The organism is Bartonella sp. B41 (genome assembly GCF_053795765.1).
In genome coordinates, this window is the sequence record NZ_CP200037.1 from 198,419 (window position 1) to 215,087 (window position 16,669).

Annotated in this window: 13 protein-coding genes; 6 read left to right on the plus strand and 7 right to left on the minus strand. The window is 37.0% G+C overall.

Going from position 1 to position 16,669, the window contains the following annotated elements; translation table 11 throughout:
- Positions 1 to 35: 35 nt before the first annotated feature.
- The 4 genes from ugpB to V4P54_RS00765 all read right to left on the minus strand — a co-directional run bounded on the left by ugpB (position 36) and on the right by V4P54_RS00765 (position 4,320).
- Positions 36 to 1,361 (minus strand): sn-glycerol-3-phosphate ABC transporter substrate-binding protein UgpB, encoded by a 1,326-nt coding sequence (gene ugpB, locus V4P54_RS00750; protein ID WP_455477260.1) that lies wholly within the window; start codon positions 1,359 to 1,361, stop codon positions 36 to 38.
- A gap of 375 nt (positions 1,362 to 1,736) precedes the next feature.
- A complete protein-coding gene (locus V4P54_RS00755) occupies positions 1,737 to 2,681 on the minus strand; it encodes a metal ABC transporter solute-binding protein, Zn/Mn family (RefSeq protein ID WP_455477261.1) in 945 nt (314 codons plus the stop codon).
- Between the two features lie 9 nt (positions 2,682 to 2,690).
- Positions 2,691 to 3,563: a metal ABC transporter permease gene (locus tag V4P54_RS00760; RefSeq protein WP_455477262.1), complete on the minus strand. Its 873-nt coding sequence runs from the start codon at positions 3,561 to 3,563 to the stop codon at positions 2,691 to 2,693.
- Between the two features lie 16 nt (positions 3,564 to 3,579).
- Positions 3,580 to 4,320 (minus strand): ABC transporter ATP-binding protein, encoded by a 741-nt coding sequence (locus V4P54_RS00765; RefSeq protein ID WP_455477263.1) that lies wholly within the window; start codon positions 4,318 to 4,320, stop codon positions 3,580 to 3,582.
- Positions 4,321 to 5,035: 715 nt separating this feature from the next.
- Here V4P54_RS00765 and nrdH point away from each other — a divergent pair.
- Genes nrdH through nrdF form a run of 4 tightly spaced genes read left to right on the plus strand, consistent with a single transcriptional unit; the run spans position 5,036 to position 8,780 of the window.
- On the plus strand, positions 5,036 to 5,260 hold the full coding sequence (gene nrdH / locus V4P54_RS00770) for a glutaredoxin-like protein NrdH (RefSeq protein WP_455477264.1): 225 nt from the start codon (positions 5,036 to 5,038) through the stop codon (positions 5,258 to 5,260).
- Entirely contained in the window at positions 5,260 to 5,661 is a 402-nt protein-coding gene (gene nrdI / locus V4P54_RS00775; protein WP_455477265.1) for a class Ib ribonucleoside-diphosphate reductase assembly flavoprotein NrdI, read from the plus strand. Before nrdH ends, nrdI begins: the two co-directional genes overlap by 1 nt.
- On the plus strand, positions 5,643 to 7,793 hold the full coding sequence (gene nrdE / locus V4P54_RS00780; protein ID WP_455477266.1) for a class 1b ribonucleoside-diphosphate reductase subunit alpha: 2,151 nt from the start codon (positions 5,643 to 5,645) through the stop codon (positions 7,791 to 7,793). Before nrdI ends, nrdE begins: the two co-directional genes overlap by 19 nt.
- Before the next feature lie 12 nt (positions 7,794 to 7,805).
- Positions 7,806 to 8,780 (plus strand): class 1b ribonucleoside-diphosphate reductase subunit beta, encoded by a 975-nt coding sequence (nrdF, locus tag V4P54_RS00785; protein WP_455477267.1) that lies wholly within the window; start codon positions 7,806 to 7,808, stop codon positions 8,778 to 8,780.
- Here the strand turns inward: nrdF and prmC are convergent.
- The 3 genes from prmC to secA form a co-directional block, all read right to left on the minus strand.
- Positions 8,777 to 9,643 carry a peptide chain release factor N(5)-glutamine methyltransferase gene (gene prmC, locus V4P54_RS00790; protein ID WP_455477268.1) on the minus strand — a complete coding sequence of 289 codons (867 nt, stop codon included), beginning with the start codon at positions 9,641 to 9,643 and terminating at the stop codon, positions 8,777 to 8,779. The two genes, nrdF and prmC, sit on opposite strands and share 4 nt — an antisense overlap.
- Positions 9,640 to 10,719 (minus strand): peptide chain release factor 1, encoded by a 1,080-nt coding sequence (gene prfA / locus V4P54_RS00795; protein ID WP_455477269.1) that lies wholly within the window; start codon positions 10,717 to 10,719, stop codon positions 9,640 to 9,642. Before prfA ends, prmC begins: the two co-directional genes overlap by 4 nt.
- A gap of 418 nt (positions 10,720 to 11,137) precedes the next feature.
- Entirely contained in the window at positions 11,138 to 13,855 is a 2,718-nt protein-coding gene (gene secA / locus V4P54_RS00800) for a preprotein translocase subunit SecA (protein WP_455477270.1), read from the minus strand.
- A gap of 385 nt (positions 13,856 to 14,240) precedes the next feature.
- Between secA and V4P54_RS00805 the strand changes: the two genes are divergently transcribed.
- Both V4P54_RS00805 and argJ read left to right on the plus strand, forming a co-directional pair.
- The gene (locus V4P54_RS00805; RefSeq protein ID WP_455477271.1) at positions 14,241 to 15,191 is read left to right on the plus strand and encodes a peptidylprolyl isomerase; all 951 of its coding nucleotides are present in this window, start codon (positions 14,241 to 14,243) and stop codon (positions 15,189 to 15,191) included.
- 138 nt (positions 15,192 to 15,329) lie between these two features.
- The gene (argJ, locus tag V4P54_RS00810) at positions 15,330 to 16,532 is read left to right on the plus strand and encodes a bifunctional glutamate N-acetyltransferase/amino-acid acetyltransferase ArgJ (protein ID WP_455477641.1); all 1,203 of its coding nucleotides are present in this window, start codon (positions 15,330 to 15,332) and stop codon (positions 16,530 to 16,532) included.
- Positions 16,533 to 16,669 lie beyond the last annotated feature (137 nt).

Below are 16,669 nucleotides of genomic sequence, written 5' to 3' on the forward strand. Positions count from 1 at the left end.
ACTTTTAAATCATTTTTAATAATGGCTAAAAAATTCTAGGGATTTGCCCTTTCGAATTCACGGAGGAGTTTGTTACCACGTTGGACTGCCGTATCCAATCCATCTTTTGGTGTTTTAGAACCACTAAGAACAGCTTCCAATTCTTGATCAAGAATGGAACGAATTTGTGGTAAATTTCCAAATCTTATTCCTTTTGAATAAATTGTTGGTTTATTAAGGTTAATCTGCTTAATAGCTATATCTGCACTTGGAACTTTATCATAAAAGTATTGTTTTTTACTTAGTTCATAGGCAGCCTTTGTAATTGGAAGATAACCCGTTTTTTGGTGCCACTTCGCTTGATTATCTGCACGTGAAAGAAATTTTAAAAAAGCAGACGCTCCCGCATATTCTTCTGGAGTATGACCTTTCAATACCCAGATAGAAGCTCCTCCAATGATTGAATTTTGTGGCGCTTCCTTCACATCACTATAGTAGGGAAGCATACCAAATCCAACTTGAAATTGAGCTTCAGAAATAATACCAGATTGTGATCCTGATGATTGCATAAAAATTGCACAATTTTGTGCCATAAACAGCGGAGCGGCATCTAATGCACCTGCAGGGCCTCCATAGCGAAAAATACCTTGATCAAACCATTTTTTGAGATCAGTCCACATACGCACCTGTAAAGGTCCATTAAAAGTAAGCTCTGAATCAAGCCCTGAAAAACCATTCTCTTTTGTTCCGAAGGGAAGGTTATGAAGTGCTAAAAAGTTTTCCATACCAATCCACTGTGATGCATAAGCCATTGTAAAGCCACAGCTTGCTGCTTTAGTTGCAAGGATTTTTTTGGAAAAATTCTCAATATCCTGCCATGTTTTTGGTGATTGCTCTGGATCAAGTCCTGCTCTTTTAAAGATATCTTTATTATAGTAAAGAATTGGTGTTGAAGCATTAAATGGTAAGGATAGCATACGCCCTCGAGTATCAGAATAATAATTACTGATAGTAGGAAAATAATCTGCAGAGTTGAACTCTTGTTTTGTATCGGACATTAGCTGATAAAGGGGGTAAACCACGCCTTTCGCTGCCATCATAGTTCCAGTGCCAATCTCGTATATTTGGGCAAGAACTGGTTGTTTCTTCCCCCGAAACGCTGTAATAAGCGAGATCATACTTTCTTCATATTCACCACGAAATGAAGGTATAATTTCATATTTAGATTGGCTTGCATTAAAGTCATTGATAAGATCTGCAGTTTGTTTCCCCAATTCACCACTCATGGAATGCCAGAAGCTTATTCTGACTTTAGCAAAAACCACTGTCGCTACGGTCATAGCAATCGCAAACGTTGCAATAGAGAAATAAATACGGTTCATAGTTCACCTTTTTTGAGGTAACAAAACACAAGACTCCTCCTTGTGATACCGAAACAAGAACGCTACGATAGTGAATGTGCCATGACAGTTATTTTTCAACGAACATATCAGCCCATTTAAACAGGAACCATCAAAAGGTCAAACAAATTTATTTAAATTGGTTTCTTTCCTTTTTTATAGCTGCTGCATGGTCGCAAATACTCGAAAAACTGATATGCTTCAAATGAGGAAAATCAAAAAAATCTCTACAAAGATGAATGAGATGACGTATCAGGCTAAATGATAGAAGGAGCATTATAACAGATGCGGATTACCACTCCTGAGTAATTGTAACACTTAGGCTTCATAGTTTTTTAATGATAGATTTGAGGCAAATCATTTTACGTTATTGGTTTTAAATTTCATTATAGCATCTACGATAGTATGAACATTATATTTGATCATATCGAGATAAGTTGCTGCAGGGCCATTTTCATTTGATAGCGCATCGGAATACAATGTTCCTCCGATTTTTAAGCCTGTTTCTTGAGAAATTTGTTTTATGAGGCGGGGGTTAGAGATATTTTCAACGAAAAGTGCAGTTGCTCTATTCGCTTTAATTTGTTTGATAAGTTTGGCGACATCTGTAGCTGTTGCTTCAGCTTTTGTTGCTGCATTTTGGGGGAAAAGTATGGTGAATCCGTATTCCTGAGCAAAATATCTAAAAGCATCATGAGACATGATAATGGTACGTTTATCCTTAGGAATAGTGGCAATCTGCGTCTTAATAATTGCTTGTGTCTCATCAAGCTTTTGTATGTAATTTTCAGCATTTTTGCTGTAATATGAACAGGATTGTGGATCAATTTTGCAGAAAGCATCAGCGATATTTTTGATATAAATTTTGACGTTAGGAATGGCTTGCCAAGCATGTGGATCAATGTTGCTGTGGTGATGATGTTGCTCAATACCGTATCTTTTGTTTTCAATTACAAGGGGAGAAATATTTGTACCAACTTCAACGCGAAGAGCTTTTGTATCACTTGTTGTGATAAGTCGGTCAATAAAACCTTCTAAATTAAGTCCGTTGATAAAAATAATATGAGCATTTTTAAGTTTTTGTACGTCATGGGGAGTAGGTTCATAGATGTGAATATTAGAATTTGGACCGACAAATGTTATTATAGAGGTGCGATCTCCTCCTACATTTTTAACTAAATCTGCAAGAATAGAAAAACTCACGACAACTTGAATCTTAGCATGCACAAAAGCAAAAGATGGCGAAATAGGAGGTAGAAGGATAGCTACAAGAATTATAAACTGTTGTATAAGTTTGGGCACATTGTTTCCTTAAGGTGAAGAAGACGTGTGGAAAAGAAGGAGGAATCGTTCCGCAATAAAACCGCGTGGGCTTATGAAAAAGGAAAGCAGATAAATAAATCCTGCTGCAATAATGATAGATGGGCCGGAGGGAAGTGATAGGTGAAAGGAAAGAAGAAGACCACACGTGCTGGCAACGATACCAAAAAAGACAGAAAGTACGCAGATAGCACCGAGATGTGAGAGCCAAAAACGAGCTGTAATGGATGGGATCATCATAATACCAACAGAGAGCAATGTGCCTAATGATTGGAAACCACCAACCAAATTTAATACTACAAGTGCGAGCAATAACATATGGATATACTTACTTAATGGAGAGAGAGACCGAAAAAATAAAGAATCAAAGCTTTCAACTACAAAGGCGCGCCAAAAAATACAGAGACTGCACACTGTGACAAACATTATGATAGTGATCAACCAGAGAGCTTGTGCATCAATGGCAAGAACTGAGCCAAATAAAAGATGGAGTAAATCAACAGCTGAATCTTTAAGTGAAATAATAGTAACACCTACTGCTAGCGCGATAAGATAAAAAACGGTCATCGATGCGTCTTCTTTTTGAATACTATTACGTGAAATTAAGGCAGTTGCTATCATAACAATGAGGCCAGCTAAAATTCCACCAAGTGTCATGGATATGAGGGAGAAACCGCAAAAAAGAAAAGCAATTGCAACACCAGGAAGAATGGCGTGGGATATAGCATCTCCTGTTAAACTCATTCCGCGCAACATCAAAAATACACCGATAGGACATGCGCTAATAGATAAAAGAATTGAACCTATTAAGGCTTTTTGCATAAAATGAAAATCAACAAAAGGAGCGATGAAAAATGTATACACTTAACTATGATCCAATCTATTCAGAATCATTGGGGAGAAGACACTGTTTTAGTGAAGAAATGTGGAAAGAGTTATATGTAAGAGGTGGTATAGTGTGATGAATACGGTTATTTAAAAACTGTGCTGTTTTTTTGCAAAAAGCGTTATGTTTGCTAATTTCAATCGTTTGAGGAAAATATCCCTGTACAATAAGAGGGTCATGTAGTGCTGTAAGAATTGTTCGCCCTTGTTGTTGCCAACGAGTAATTAATGTCAGAAGATCTTTTTGAGTATTATGATCCAGGCCATTGAAAGGTTCATCAAGTAGGATGATATCTGCATCTTGGACAATGATACGTGCGAAAAGTGCACGTTGTAATTGACCGCTCGATAACGTATTAAGTGATTGAGTAGCAAGTTTTGTAAGTCCCACCATTTCAAGAGCGTTTTGAATTTTGTTCCGATAAGGATATTGATTTTTCCACAATCCACAGAAAGACCACAGTCCTGTTTTAACAAGTGCTTCTACATTAATTGGAAATGTTCGATCGATGTTGCATTGCTGAGCGAGATAAGCGATGCGACTTTTATTCGGCTTTATAATTTTACCACTGATAGGTTTTATCAGTCCAGCTATAGCCTTAAGAAGTGTAGATTTCCCAGTGCCATTACTACCTGTTATTGCAACTAATGAACCGGTTACCAGATTTGCTGAAAACCCCTCTATCACTATTCTGTTCATGTATCCCAATGTTGTGCTATCGAAACGTAAAGCCATGATCATATCATTTCTATTATTTTCGTGGATCCTCAGCTTAAAATAGTTATGTTATATTATTACATCTGTCAACAAAATGTTACATTATTACATAATTACATATTCCCCAGTATAATAATGTTGCATTTTGGGTATCTAAAAAATTTAGTGGAAAGATCATTTTCAACTGTAAAATAGTTGTTGAATTTCTTTTTCTGATATTATTATAATCCTAACACCACAGTGCTCATACCACATGTGGTGTTAGGGTTGTATTTATGCCCTAGATTTACATAAATGAGGGCAGTGCGGTTTTTATACCTTTAGATTTCTAATTAGTTATGTTCGTTTAGGAGTAGGGTAGTATTCTCACTATGAAGTATTCCTTATGAATGGGGTTTCTTTCTCTTTTTTTTGGGTTAGTTTTTACGTCAAAGCGAAAACATAATAAAGGGAATATGGGTGTTAGAAGGTGGCTGCTTAGGTTTTGTGTAGGTATTGATTTTTTAAAGACAGTTATGAGGGAAGTAAAATGCAAGTAAGAGATTATTGAAAGCTAAGGAAGTTTACTGTTTAAGTCATAAGGTGATCGTCTTTTGTCATTATTTTTTAGCTATTTCAAAAATATGGCAGTTTGTATTGTGTTTGGGAAGCTATGTTTTCTTGAATTTTTGGTGCGGTCACATTGTACATCTGGTTACTATTAACTCTTTGATTATTGTGAAAGTTAAAGAAAATGCCGATCACTATTTACAGCAAGCCATTTTGTGTCCAATGTGACGCTACATGCCGTGCTTTCGATGCTAAAGGTATTGATTATCATGTTATTGATATTTCTCATGATGAACAGGCATACAGTTTTGTTCAATCTCTGGGATATCGTCAGGTTCCTGTGGTTGTTTGTGGCGAAAATCATTGGTCTGGTTTTAGACCAGATATAATTAACGGTCTTTGCGTTTAATGGGGCTTCTCGTTTATTATTCAAGCGTTACGGGTAATACTAAACATTTTGTTTCTCATATTTTTGGTCAACGGCTTTTAAAGATTAGTAAAAAAAAATCGCCCTTATTGGTTAGTGAGCCCTATGTATTGGTTGTTCCAACGTATGCAGATGGTGAGGGTCGGATGGCTGTTCCTAAAGCAGTTATTCATTTTCTCAATGAAACGGAGAATCGTAAATTAATTCGTGGTGTTATTGGTGGTGGGAATCGCAATTTTGGTCGCAATTATAATTTAGCTAGCAAGATCATTGCTGAAAAGTGTCTTGTACCTTGCCTTTATCGCTTTGAGATGCGTGGAACTGATGAGGATATTACTCGTGTAAAGAAGGGGTTGGAAATATTTTGGAAACAATCAGTATAGAACGTTTAAAAAAAACAGATCAGACCACAGATTATCATGCACTAAATGCAATGCTGAATCTTTATGATGAGAATGGTCAGATCCAATTTGATATGGATCGACTTGCTGCGCGGCAATATTTTCTTCAGCATGTTAATCAGAACACGGTTTTTTTTCATAATCTTAAGGAAAAAATAGACTATCTAATAGAGGAAGAGTATTATGAAAGAGACCTATTTGAACTTTATGATTTTTCTTTTGTAAAGGAGCTTTTTAAGCGTGCTTATGCATTCAAGTTTCGATTTCCTACTTTTTTGGGTGCATTTAAATACTATACAAGTTATACGCTGAAAACTTTTGATGGGAAGCGTTATCTTGAGCGTTATGAAGATCGTGTTTGCCTTGTAGCTTTATATTTAGCACAGGGGAATAAGGCTCTTGCTGAGAGATTCGTAGATGAGATTATTTCTGGCCGCTTTCAGCCTGCGACACCAACATTTTTAAATGCAGGAAAAAAGCAGCGTGGCGAATTAGTTTCGTGTTTTTTATTGCGTGTTGAAGATAGTATGGAATCAATAGGGCGCTCAATCAATTCAGCTTTACAACTTTCAAAACGAGGTGGGGGGGTAGCGCTTTGTTTGACTAATTTGCGAGAAGCTGGAGCACCGATAAAGCAAATAGAAAATCAGTCTTCAGGTGTCCTTCCTGTAATGAAACTCTTGGAAGATTCCTTTTCTTATGCAAATCAATTAGGTGCGCGGCAAGGTGCTGGTGCTGTTTATTTACACGCGCATCATTTAGATATTATGAAGTTTTTAGATACAAAACGTGAAAATGCTGATGAAAAGGTTAGAATCAAAACTCTTTCACTTGGTGTTGTTATCCCCGATATTACTTTTGAGCTTGCTCGTAACAATGAAGATATGTATCTATTTTCACCTTATGACATCGAACGTGTTGCAGGAAAACCCTTTAGTGATATTTCTTTAACAGAGTATTATCGGTCTTTTGTTGATGATGCAAGGATTCGTAAAAAGAAGATTAATGCACGTGTTTTTTTCCAGACATTAGCAGAGATTCAATTTGAATCGGGCTATCCATATATTTTGTTTGAGGATACTGCCAACAGAGCTAATCCAATAGCGGGCCGTATCAATATGAGCAATTTATGTTCAGAGATTTTGCAGGTAAATGAAGCAAGTGAATTAAAAACAGATTTAACCTATCATACTGTTGGGATTGATATATCTTGTAATCTTGGCTCGATGAATATTGCGAAAGTAATGGAAGGTGGTGATATTGGACAAACTGTGGAGGCTTCTGTACGTGCTCTTACTGCCGTTTCTGATATGAGCGATATTTCTTGTGTTCCTTCTATTGCAAAAGGCAATGCTGAGAGCCATGCAATTGGTTTGGGACAAATGAATTTGCATGGTTTCTTAGCACGTGAACAGATCTATTATGGATCTCCAGAAGCAATTGATTTCACTAATATCTATTTTTACATAGTAACGTACCATGCGATTCGTGCTTCTAATTTGATTGCACGTGAACGTAAAGAGGTATTTGTAGGATTTGAAAAGTCAGCTTACGCGGATGGGCGTTTTTTTGTAAAATATATTGAAAAAGAATGGAAACCACAGTTTCCTCTTGTTCAGGAGCTTTTTGAGCGTAAAAATATTACAATACCTGACCAAAAAGACTGGCAAGAGCTCAAAAAGTTAGTTGTTGAGAGTGGACTTTATAATCGAAATCTTCAGGCGGTACCACCTACAGGATCCATTTCTTATATTAATCATGCGACGTCCTCCATTCATCCGATTGCTTCAAGGATTGAAATTCGTAAAGAAGGAAAAATTGGACGCGTTTATTATCCTGCTCCTTATATGGATAATACGAACTTAAATTTTTATCAGGATGCTTATGAAATTGGTCCTGAAAAGATCATTGATACTTATGCAGCTGCTACACAACATGTTGATCAGGGTCTTTCATTGACGTTGTTTTTTCCTGATACAGCTACTACGCGTGATATCAATCGAGCGCAAATTTATGCTTGGAAAAAAGGTATAAAGAGTATTTATTATATAAGACTGCGGCAGATGGCGTTGAGTGGAACAGAGGTAGATGGCTGCGTTTCGTGTAGTCTATAGGGAATTAAGCATATGACAAAGATTTCGACAAAAAATCCCATTGTTTCAGCTGTTAATTGGAATAGATTACATGACGAGAAAGATCTTGAAGTCTGGAACCGATTAACTGGAAATTTTTGGTTACCCGAAAAAGTTCCTCTTTCTAATGATATTCCGTCGTGGGCAAGTTTGACAGAGGAAGAAAGAAAGCTAACGATTCGTGTTTTTACTGGGCTAACTCTTTTGGATACGATTCAAAATACTGTAGGAGCCATTTCACTTATGGCTGATGCAATAACAGAGCATGAAGAGGCAGTATTAACGAATATTGCATTTATGGAAGCAGTTCATGCGCGCTCTTATTCTTCTATTTTTTCAACTTTATGCTCAACGGTAGAAGTTGATGATGCTTTTAGATGGTCGGAAGAAAATATTCATTTGCAAAAAAAGGCTAGGTTGGTGCTTGAAAGGTACGAAGCAAATAATCCACTGAAGAAAAAGATTGCCTCGACTTTACTTGAAAGCTTTTTATTTTATTCTGGATTTTATTTGCCTATGTATTGGGCCAGCCGTGCTAAGTTAAGCAATACAGCCGATTTAATTCGGCTTATTATTCGTGATGAAGCAGTACATGGTTACTATATTGGTTATAAATTTCAATTAGGGTTTGCAAAACTTGATCAAGCTAAAAAGCAGGAAATTAAAGATTTTGCTTTTAATTTGCTTTTTGACCTTTATAATATTGAATGCAAATATACTGAAGATCTTTATGATGCTATTGGGGTAACAGAAGATGTAAAGGTTTTTCTTCATTACAATGCGAATAAGGCACTGATGAATCTTGGGTTTGAGTCTCTTTTCCCACCTGAAGTTTGTCGTGTTAATCCAGCTATTTTGGCAGCTTTATCACCTAGCTCTGATGAGAATCATGATTTTTTTTCAGGATCTGGTTCTTCTTATGTTATTGGTAAGGCGGTTGCTACTATGGATGATGATTGGGAGTTTTAAGAATTGCACGTAAAGAGAAGTGCGCGGGGGATGCCACCTAAATCTTTAAGCATTTCTAGATAACGAAATCCCTTTCTCTCAAACAAGTTGCGGACTTCTTTTTCTTGGGAATAACCAATTTCAACGGCTATATGACCTTTTTCTTTCAAAAAAAAACCTGCTTTATTAGCAATTTTTCGATAAAAATCAAGACCATCTTTCCCACCAATTAGCGCGCGAAGTGGATCATGTAAACGCACTTCTCTTGCTAGATTTTTAATATCTTCTTCTGGGATATAGGGTGGATTAGAAATGATAAGATCAAATTGACCCGTTACAGAATCAAACCAATTACTAAGAAGAGGTGTAAAACGATCCAGAACTCCTACATTTTTTGCATTTTTTGTAGCCGTTTTAAGGGCATCTTCAGAAATGTCGACAGCTACTGCGTACGATTTAGTAATTTGTTTAAGAATTGTGACAGCAATGGCGCCGCTTCCTGTTCCCATATCAAGAAGGGTTATTTTTTTTGATTTCTCCATCTTTTTTGTAAGGATTGGTAAAACGATCTCTATGAGAGTTTCTGTGTCAGGACGTGGTTCTAGTGTATCTCGAGATAATATAAAGGGTATTCCATAAAATTCTCGAACCCCAATGATGCGATGAACAGGCTCACCGGAAATACGTCGTTTAATAGCTATTTCTAACTGTGTGATTTGTTGAGAAGATAGACATATGTTCGGTCGTAGGACTTTATCAGTTTCATTGGTACCTGTTATCCACTCAACAAGTATTTTTGCATCAAGATTGGCTTCAGAAATTCCTTGAGTATGCAATTCTTTTTGAGTTTTTCGAATTATATTATTGAGAGAATAACTATTCATCTATTACCATCTATTTCAGCAAGGAGAGCAGTTTGATGATCGGATATAAGTGCATTAATAAGCTCATCAAGATTTCCTTCCATGATGCGATCGAGTTTATACAGCGTAAGATTAATGCGATGATCAGTGACACGTCCCTGCGGAAAATTATAGGTGCGAATACGTTCTGATCGATCACCAGAGCCAACCTGAATCTTGCGAGATTCTGATCGTTCACGTTCTGCTTTTTGGCGCTCGATGTCAAATAAACGCGCACGTAAAATTTGTAGTGCACGCGCTCGATTTTGATGCTGTGATTTTTCCGCTTGTACAACCATAATTCCTGTTGGAATATGCGTTATACGAACAGCTGAATCGGTTGTATTGACATGTTGTCCACCTGCGCCTGATGCCCGCATTGTATCAACACGTATGTCTTCCGTGCGGATTTCAATATCGATTTCTTCAGCTTCTGGAAGAACTGCAACGGTGGCAGCTGATGTATGGATACGTCCGCTTGTTTCTGTTTCTGGGATACGTTGCACACGATGAACGCCTGATTCAAATTTAAGCTTAGAAAATACTCCTTTTCCTGCAATAGTAGCGATAATTTCCTTATATCCACCAACTTCACCTTCACTAAGAGAAATGATTTCAATTTTCCAGTTATAATTATTGGCATAACGTTCATACATGCGGAAAAGATCTCCAGCAAAAAGTGCTGCTTCTGATCCACCAGTCCCTGCACGAATTTCAAGGATTGCGCTTTTTTCATCAGCAATGTCCTTTGGTAAAAGAAGAATCTGGAGTTCTTGCTCTAGATTTTCAATTCTTTCATCTAATTGTAAAAGTTCTTCTTGGGCAAGGTTACGCATTTCCGTATCTGTGTGTGTATCATTAATTATAGTTTTTAATTCTGTTTTTTCTTTATAGAGAGCATTTAATATTTTTATGCGAGAAACGATTGATTCCAGTTCTGCATATTCAGATGCCAATTTCACGTAAGTTTCAGCATTTGGATTTTCAGACATTTGCTTTTCAATTATTTCAAAGCGTTTTTCTAGCTTTTTCATACGGTCTTGTGGTAAAGAAACCATGGCAATATCAGCCTAATTTTGTTATAATGTTAAAAACTGATGGCATTATACCATTGTGTGGAAGAGGGGGTAATAAAACAGAAAACTGTTTTTGCCAATGAAAACTACAAAATTTTTAGGAAAATATTTATAAAATCCAGTATGCATAAACAACTTATCGATTATACGCATGAAACTATAGTTTCAAGAATTTTGTTTTTTTCATGAATTTCAAGATGTTTGTGAGCAACGTTGTATACAAGAGGCTTTGGCAATTTTTCTTTTCGGCCTTTAATAGTTTCGTATTGAAGTTCAACAAACAACTAAATCCAGACACAAACAAGAAAATTATTTGTTGCGGATAAAACATCAAAAATAACATGTCCTGTTTCTTTATTCTGAAATATGCATGATACGATTTTTATTTATAATTCTCTTTTTATACAAAAGCTCCATGGCAATGCTTGTACTTTTTTTCAGAACCACAGGGGCATCGTTCATTACGTCCAACTTTTCCCCACGTAGTTAAATCATTAGGATTCCGATCTTTAGGATTGATCAATCTGCTTTCTTGTGAGTTCGCCCATAAAACAGAGCTGTCTTCTTTCCTCTTATCATTAAAAATAGAGTTCCCAATGTTAGCTTGATCAGAAATATAAGGTCCTGTAGGTTGTTGAACAATTTCAAAACGCATAAGTTTAGAAATGGCATTTCTACGTAGATTTTTGAGCATAGTCTGAAAGAACTCGAATGATTCAGTCTTGTATTCATTAAGTGGATCTCGTTGTGCGTAACCACGAAAACCAACGACAGAGCGCAAATGATCTAAATTCACTAAATGTTCACGCCATAATGCATCAATTGTTTCAAGTAATACAGCTTTGTAAAAATAAGTCATCATTTCTGGAGAATAGTGCTCAAAACGCTTGCTTTCAAGTTTAGCAATGGCGTCTAATATACGCTCTAAGATTTGTTCTTCTCCAATTCCATCTTCCTTTGCCCATTCTTCAATTGGAAGTTTGAGATTAAATAGCTGAGAAAGTTCTTCTTGTAGAGCTTTTACATCCCATTTTTCAGAATATGTTCCGGATGGGATGTAAGATTCTACTAGATCTTCAACAACTTCATAACGCATTTCTGAAATCATGTCAGTTAAATCATCTGCATTCATGATCTCTGTACGTTGTTCAAAAACAACTTTGCGCTGATCATTCATTACATCATCGTATTTTAATAGGTTTTTCCGAATTTCAAAATTTCGTGCTTCGACCTTTTTTTGAGCTTTTTCAAGCGCTTTATTGATCCACGGATGGATAATGGCTTCATTTTCTTTCAGTCCAAGTTTTTGCAATACACCGTCCATACGGTCGGAGCCAAAGATGCGCATGAGATCATCTTGAAGAGATAGAAAAAACTTTGAACGGCCTGGGTCACCTTGGCGACCAGAACGACCACGAAGCTGATTATCAATACGACGGCTTTCGTGGCGCTCAGTAGCAATAACGTAGAGACCACCCGCAGCCAACGCCTTTTCTTTTAATTTCTTAACATCTTTTCTAATTTCTTCAATTTTAGCAGTTCGTTCTGAACCTTCAGGTACATCTTGCAGTTCTTGTCGAATACGCATTTCAACATTACCACCAAGCTGTATATCAGTACCTCTTCCAGCCATATTGGTCGCAATGGTTAAAGCCCCAGGAACGCCTGCTTGTGCAATTATGTACGCTTCTTGCTCATGATAACGAGCATTTAAAACTCTAAAATCAGTGATGCCTTCTTTTCGTAATCTCTCTGCCAACTGTTCTGATTTTTCAATAGAGGTTGTTCCAACAAGGATAGGCTGCCCTTTTTCGTGTGCTTGACGAATATCACTCACAATAGAATGATATTTTTCTTCTGCTGTACGATAAATTTCATCATCTTCATCAATACGTTGTATTGGTAAATTCGTTGGTACTTCAATGACATCAAGACCGTAAATATTACCGAATTCTTCTGCTTCTGTAGTGGCAGTGCCAGTCATACCAGACAATTTTCTGTACATACGGAAATAATTCTGGAAAGTAATGGAAGCTAAAGTCTGATTTTCTGGTTGAATAGCAACATGTTCTTTAGCTTCTAATGCTTGATGAAGCCCTTCAGAATAACGACGACCTGGCATCATACGACCTGTAAATTCATCAATGATAACAATCTCATCATTGCGAACAATATAGTCTTTGTCACGGATAAACAGCTTATGGGCTTTTAGAGCATTGTTAATATGATGAACAGTAGCAACATTTTCTATGTCATAAAGACTTTCGCTTTTAAGAAGGTTGGCTTGTTTAAGCATTTTTTCAATTTTTTCAGTACCAATTTCTGTAAAAGTTGTTGTCTTTTGTTTTTCATCTATTTCGTAATCTTCTGGAGTTAAAATAGGAATAAAGGTATCGATAAGATTATAAAAGTCAGTACGGTCTTCCAATTGGCCAGAAATGATAAGGGGAGTACGCGCCTCATCTATAAGAATCGAATCAACTTCATCAACAATTGCATAATGATGCCCACGCTGAACCATCTGACTGCGATCAAAAGCCATATTATCACGCAAATAATCAAAACCTAATTCATTGTTTGTTGCATAGGTAATATCGCACGCATAGGCTTCTCTACGGGTATCACTGTTGAGATCATGCAGAACTACGCCAGTTGTTAATCCTAGAAAGCCATAGATTTTTCCCATAGTTTCAGCATCACGACTGGCAAGGTAATCGTTTACTGTGACAACATGAACGCCTTTTCCTTCTAATGCATTGAGATAAACTGGCAAAGTTGCCATCAATGTTTTACCCTCACCAGTTCGCATTTCCGCAATTCCTCGGTCATGGAGAACCATTCCACCGATAAGTTGCACATCAAAAAGACGCATATCGTAAACACGTTTTACCGCTTCACGGATAGTTGCAAAAGCTTCTGGTAAGAGCAAATCAATAGTTTCACCATTCGTTATTCGTTTACGAAATTCATCAGTCTTTTGACAAAGCTGCGCATCACTTAATCTTTGGAATTGTTCTTCCAAAGTATTAATTTGTACGACCTTCTTACGAAGAGCTTTGAGGCGGCGCTCATGAGATGAGCCAAAAAAATTGCGCGCAAAGATACCTAAACTGACCATTTGGGGCTCTTTCTTTCATTTATTGTCACCACAGCTCAACACACCGCATGTTATTTCTCCATGCGTTGTATCCCTATATTTGTTTGTGTGCGACCTTTCAATATTCACTTGCAAAGTAGAAATAAGGGGCTAAGCTCAGTATGTCAACTTGAGTAATGCTTTTTATTTGATGCACTGTAAAGCAATTTTTGGTATAATATGGCATTTCACATCATCATATATTTTCAATGTCATAAAGGTAGGATATAGAGAGACAAAAAATAAAAGGAAGATTTTGTATTTTTTACAAAATCATCAATTTATTTACCTATGTTTAGAGATTGAAAGTGCTATGGTAAAGAAAATTAAAGTCGTGAACATGTGTTCATTTTTAAGGAGTGTATTTATGAAATTCAACTTTATCACGCTGTTCCTAACATCGTCCTTATTGGCAAGCACGAGTTTTGGAACAATAGCTCAAGAAAGTGCAAAACCCGCATCAAATGATTTAGAAACCTCGGAGAAAGCTCCTGAAAAAACATTTTCTCCCTCTCATGTGATGGCAGTAATTGATGGAAAAGATATTACAGCAGGGCAATTAGATGAGTTAGCGCTTGATATAAATCCTAATTTGGCTCGTATTCCGGATGAGCAACGCCGTATAATGGCTTTAAAGACATATTTAGATATGCAAATACTTGCAAAAGAAGCCATTAGTATGGGCATTGACAAGACAGACGCTTACGATAAACGTATGATAGTTATGCGTGATAATGTTCTTCAACAGATTTATTTTAATAAAATGATTGTTGATAAGATTTCAGAAACTGATTTATTGACTCTTTACAATAAGGAAGTCGCTGCTTTACCGAAAGAGGACGAAGTTAGAGCACGTCATATTTTGGTAAAAACGAAAAAAGAAGCAGAAACCATTATTAAGCGTTTAAGTAAGGGGGAGAAATTTGAGGATATTGCAAAAAAGAATTCAACAGATGGTTCAGCTGCTGTTGGTGGTGATCTTGGTTATTTCAGCCATGGTCAGATGGTTAAGTCCTTTGAAGATGCTGCATTTAATTTGAAGGTTGGAGAATATACTAAAAAGCCTGTTGAAAGTCCTTTTGGTTGGCATATTATCAAATTAGAAGATCGCCGTTTAAAGCAGCCTCCCGTGTTTGATGACGTTAAAGAGATGTTGCGTGCGCAGATTATAAAAGAGCGCTACCAGCAGCTTATCGCCAGTTTGCGAGGTAAGATAGATGTGAAGTATCCTGATCCTAGTGTTGAAAAGCTTATGCAATCTCTTGGTAAAAATGGTGTGCCGCTTCCAAACGATGCATCTGAAGAAGAACAAAAATAGTATCTTGTGAGCTGGGTAATTTGATATACCATTCATAAAGCCCAGCAATTTTTATTTACAATCCTTTGGTTGGTTGAGATTTATTTTTATAGAAAGCATGCTGTGGCTTTAGAATTATCGTCTTTATTTTCTTCTAAAATGCGGGATCTTTCACCGTTATCTGGTGTGCGTATAGCGACGGCTGAAGCTGGGATTAAATATCAGGGTCGTACAGATCTTCTTTTCATTATATTTGATGAGCCAGCAAGTGTGGCGGGTGTTTTTACACGATCAAAGTGTCCATCTGCTTCTGTAGATCATTGTCGTGCGTCGCTTCCTCACGGAATTGCCAGAGGCGTTGTTGTCAATTCTGGGAATGCAAATGCTTTTACTGGATATAAAGGGAAACAAACGACAGATGCGATAATGAGTGCTGCAGCAAGCGTTTTAAAAGCTAAAGAAAATGAAATTTTTATAGCTTCTACGGGTGTGATTGGTGAACCGATGGATGCGTCTTGTATTGTAAATCTTTTACCAAGTATGGCGGGGACAGCAAAGGAAGGAAATTGGTTGGAGGCTGCAAAAGCTATTATGACAACCGATACATTTCCAAAACTTGCTACGCGAAAATTTGATTGTGGAGGGGAAACGGTAGTCATTAATGGGATTGCAAAAGGTTCTGGTATGATTGCACCGGATATGGCAACGATGCTGTCTTTTGTAGTGAGCAATGCAGACATTTCTTCAAAGATACTCCAGTGCATGTTGTCGGAAGCAGTTCAAGACTCTTTTAATTCTATTACTGTTGATAGCGATACCTCAACATCAGATACGTTAATGATGTTTGCAACAGGGAAAACAAAAAAAGATTTTCCTTCCCTTACGAGTAAATCTGATCCACGTTATAAAGTGTTCTCTAGGCAATTAGGCGAGTTATTGCATGAACTTGCATTACAAGTTGTTTGTGATGGTGAGGGTGCTCGTCATTTAATTGAGGTTAATGTGACTGGTGCTACAACAGATAGTGCTGCTAAAATCATTGCTCTGTCAATTGCGAATTCACCACTTGTAAAGACGGCTGTTGCTGGTGAAGATGCTAACTGGGGGCGGGTAGTGATGGCTGTGGGAAAGGCAGGTGTGGAAGCAGATCGTGATTTGTTAACAATTTGGTTTGGTGGACATCGTTTGGCTGTTAATGGCGAACGTGCTCCTGAATATAATGAAGAAATAGTTAGCGCCTATATGCGAGGTAAGCATATTACAATTTGTGTTGATGTTGGCTTAGGTGATGGTAAGGCGACAGTTTGGTCTTGCGATTTAACGAGGGAGTATGTTCTTATTAATGGCGATTACAGAAGTTAATTAGTAGACATAGATTTGATATTAGTAATCTCTATGTTTATGTTTTTGATGGAAGTGAGGTATTGGATTTTTATTTTAGGATAGGGGTTTATGACAGAAGAAGAAGAAATTGTCATTGTTGTTATCCCTTTTGGAGA

What these genes read in the sequence shown, in the direction of transcription:
- prmC (WP_455477268.1), bottom strand. Translation starts at nt 9,643, where the DNA reads ATGAATAGTTATTCTCTCAATAATATAATTCGAAAAACTCAAAAAGAA.
- V4P54_RS00765 (WP_455477263.1), bottom strand. Translation starts at nt 4,320, where the DNA reads ATGGCTTTACGTTTCGATAGCACAACATTGGGATACATGAACAGAATA.
- V4P54_RS00805 (WP_455477271.1), top strand. Translation starts at nt 14,241, where the DNA reads ATGAAATTCAACTTTATCACGCTGTTCCTAACATCGTCCTTATTGGCA.
- nrdF (WP_455477267.1), top strand. Translation starts at nt 7,806, where the DNA reads ATGACAAAGATTTCGACAAAAAATCCCATTGTTTCAGCTGTTAATTGG.
- prfA (WP_455477269.1), bottom strand. Translation starts at nt 10,719, where the DNA reads ATGGTTTCTTTACCACAAGACCGTATGAAAAAGCTAGAAAAACGCTTT.
- nrdI (WP_455477265.1), top strand. Translation starts at nt 5,260, where the DNA reads ATGGGGCTTCTCGTTTATTATTCAAGCGTTACGGGTAATACTAAACAT.
- argJ (WP_455477641.1), top strand. Translation starts at nt 15,330, where the DNA reads ATGCGGGATCTTTCACCGTTATCTGGTGTGCGTATAGCGACGGCTGAA.
- nrdH (WP_455477264.1), top strand. Translation starts at nt 5,036, where the DNA reads ATGCCGATCACTATTTACAGCAAGCCATTTTGTGTCCAATGTGACGCT.
- ugpB (WP_455477260.1), bottom strand. Translation starts at nt 1,361, where the DNA reads ATGAACCGTATTTATTTCTCTATTGCAACGTTTGCGATTGCTATGACC.
- secA (WP_455477270.1), bottom strand. Translation starts at nt 13,855, where the DNA reads ATGGTCAGTTTAGGTATCTTTGCGCGCAATTTTTTTGGCTCATCTCAT.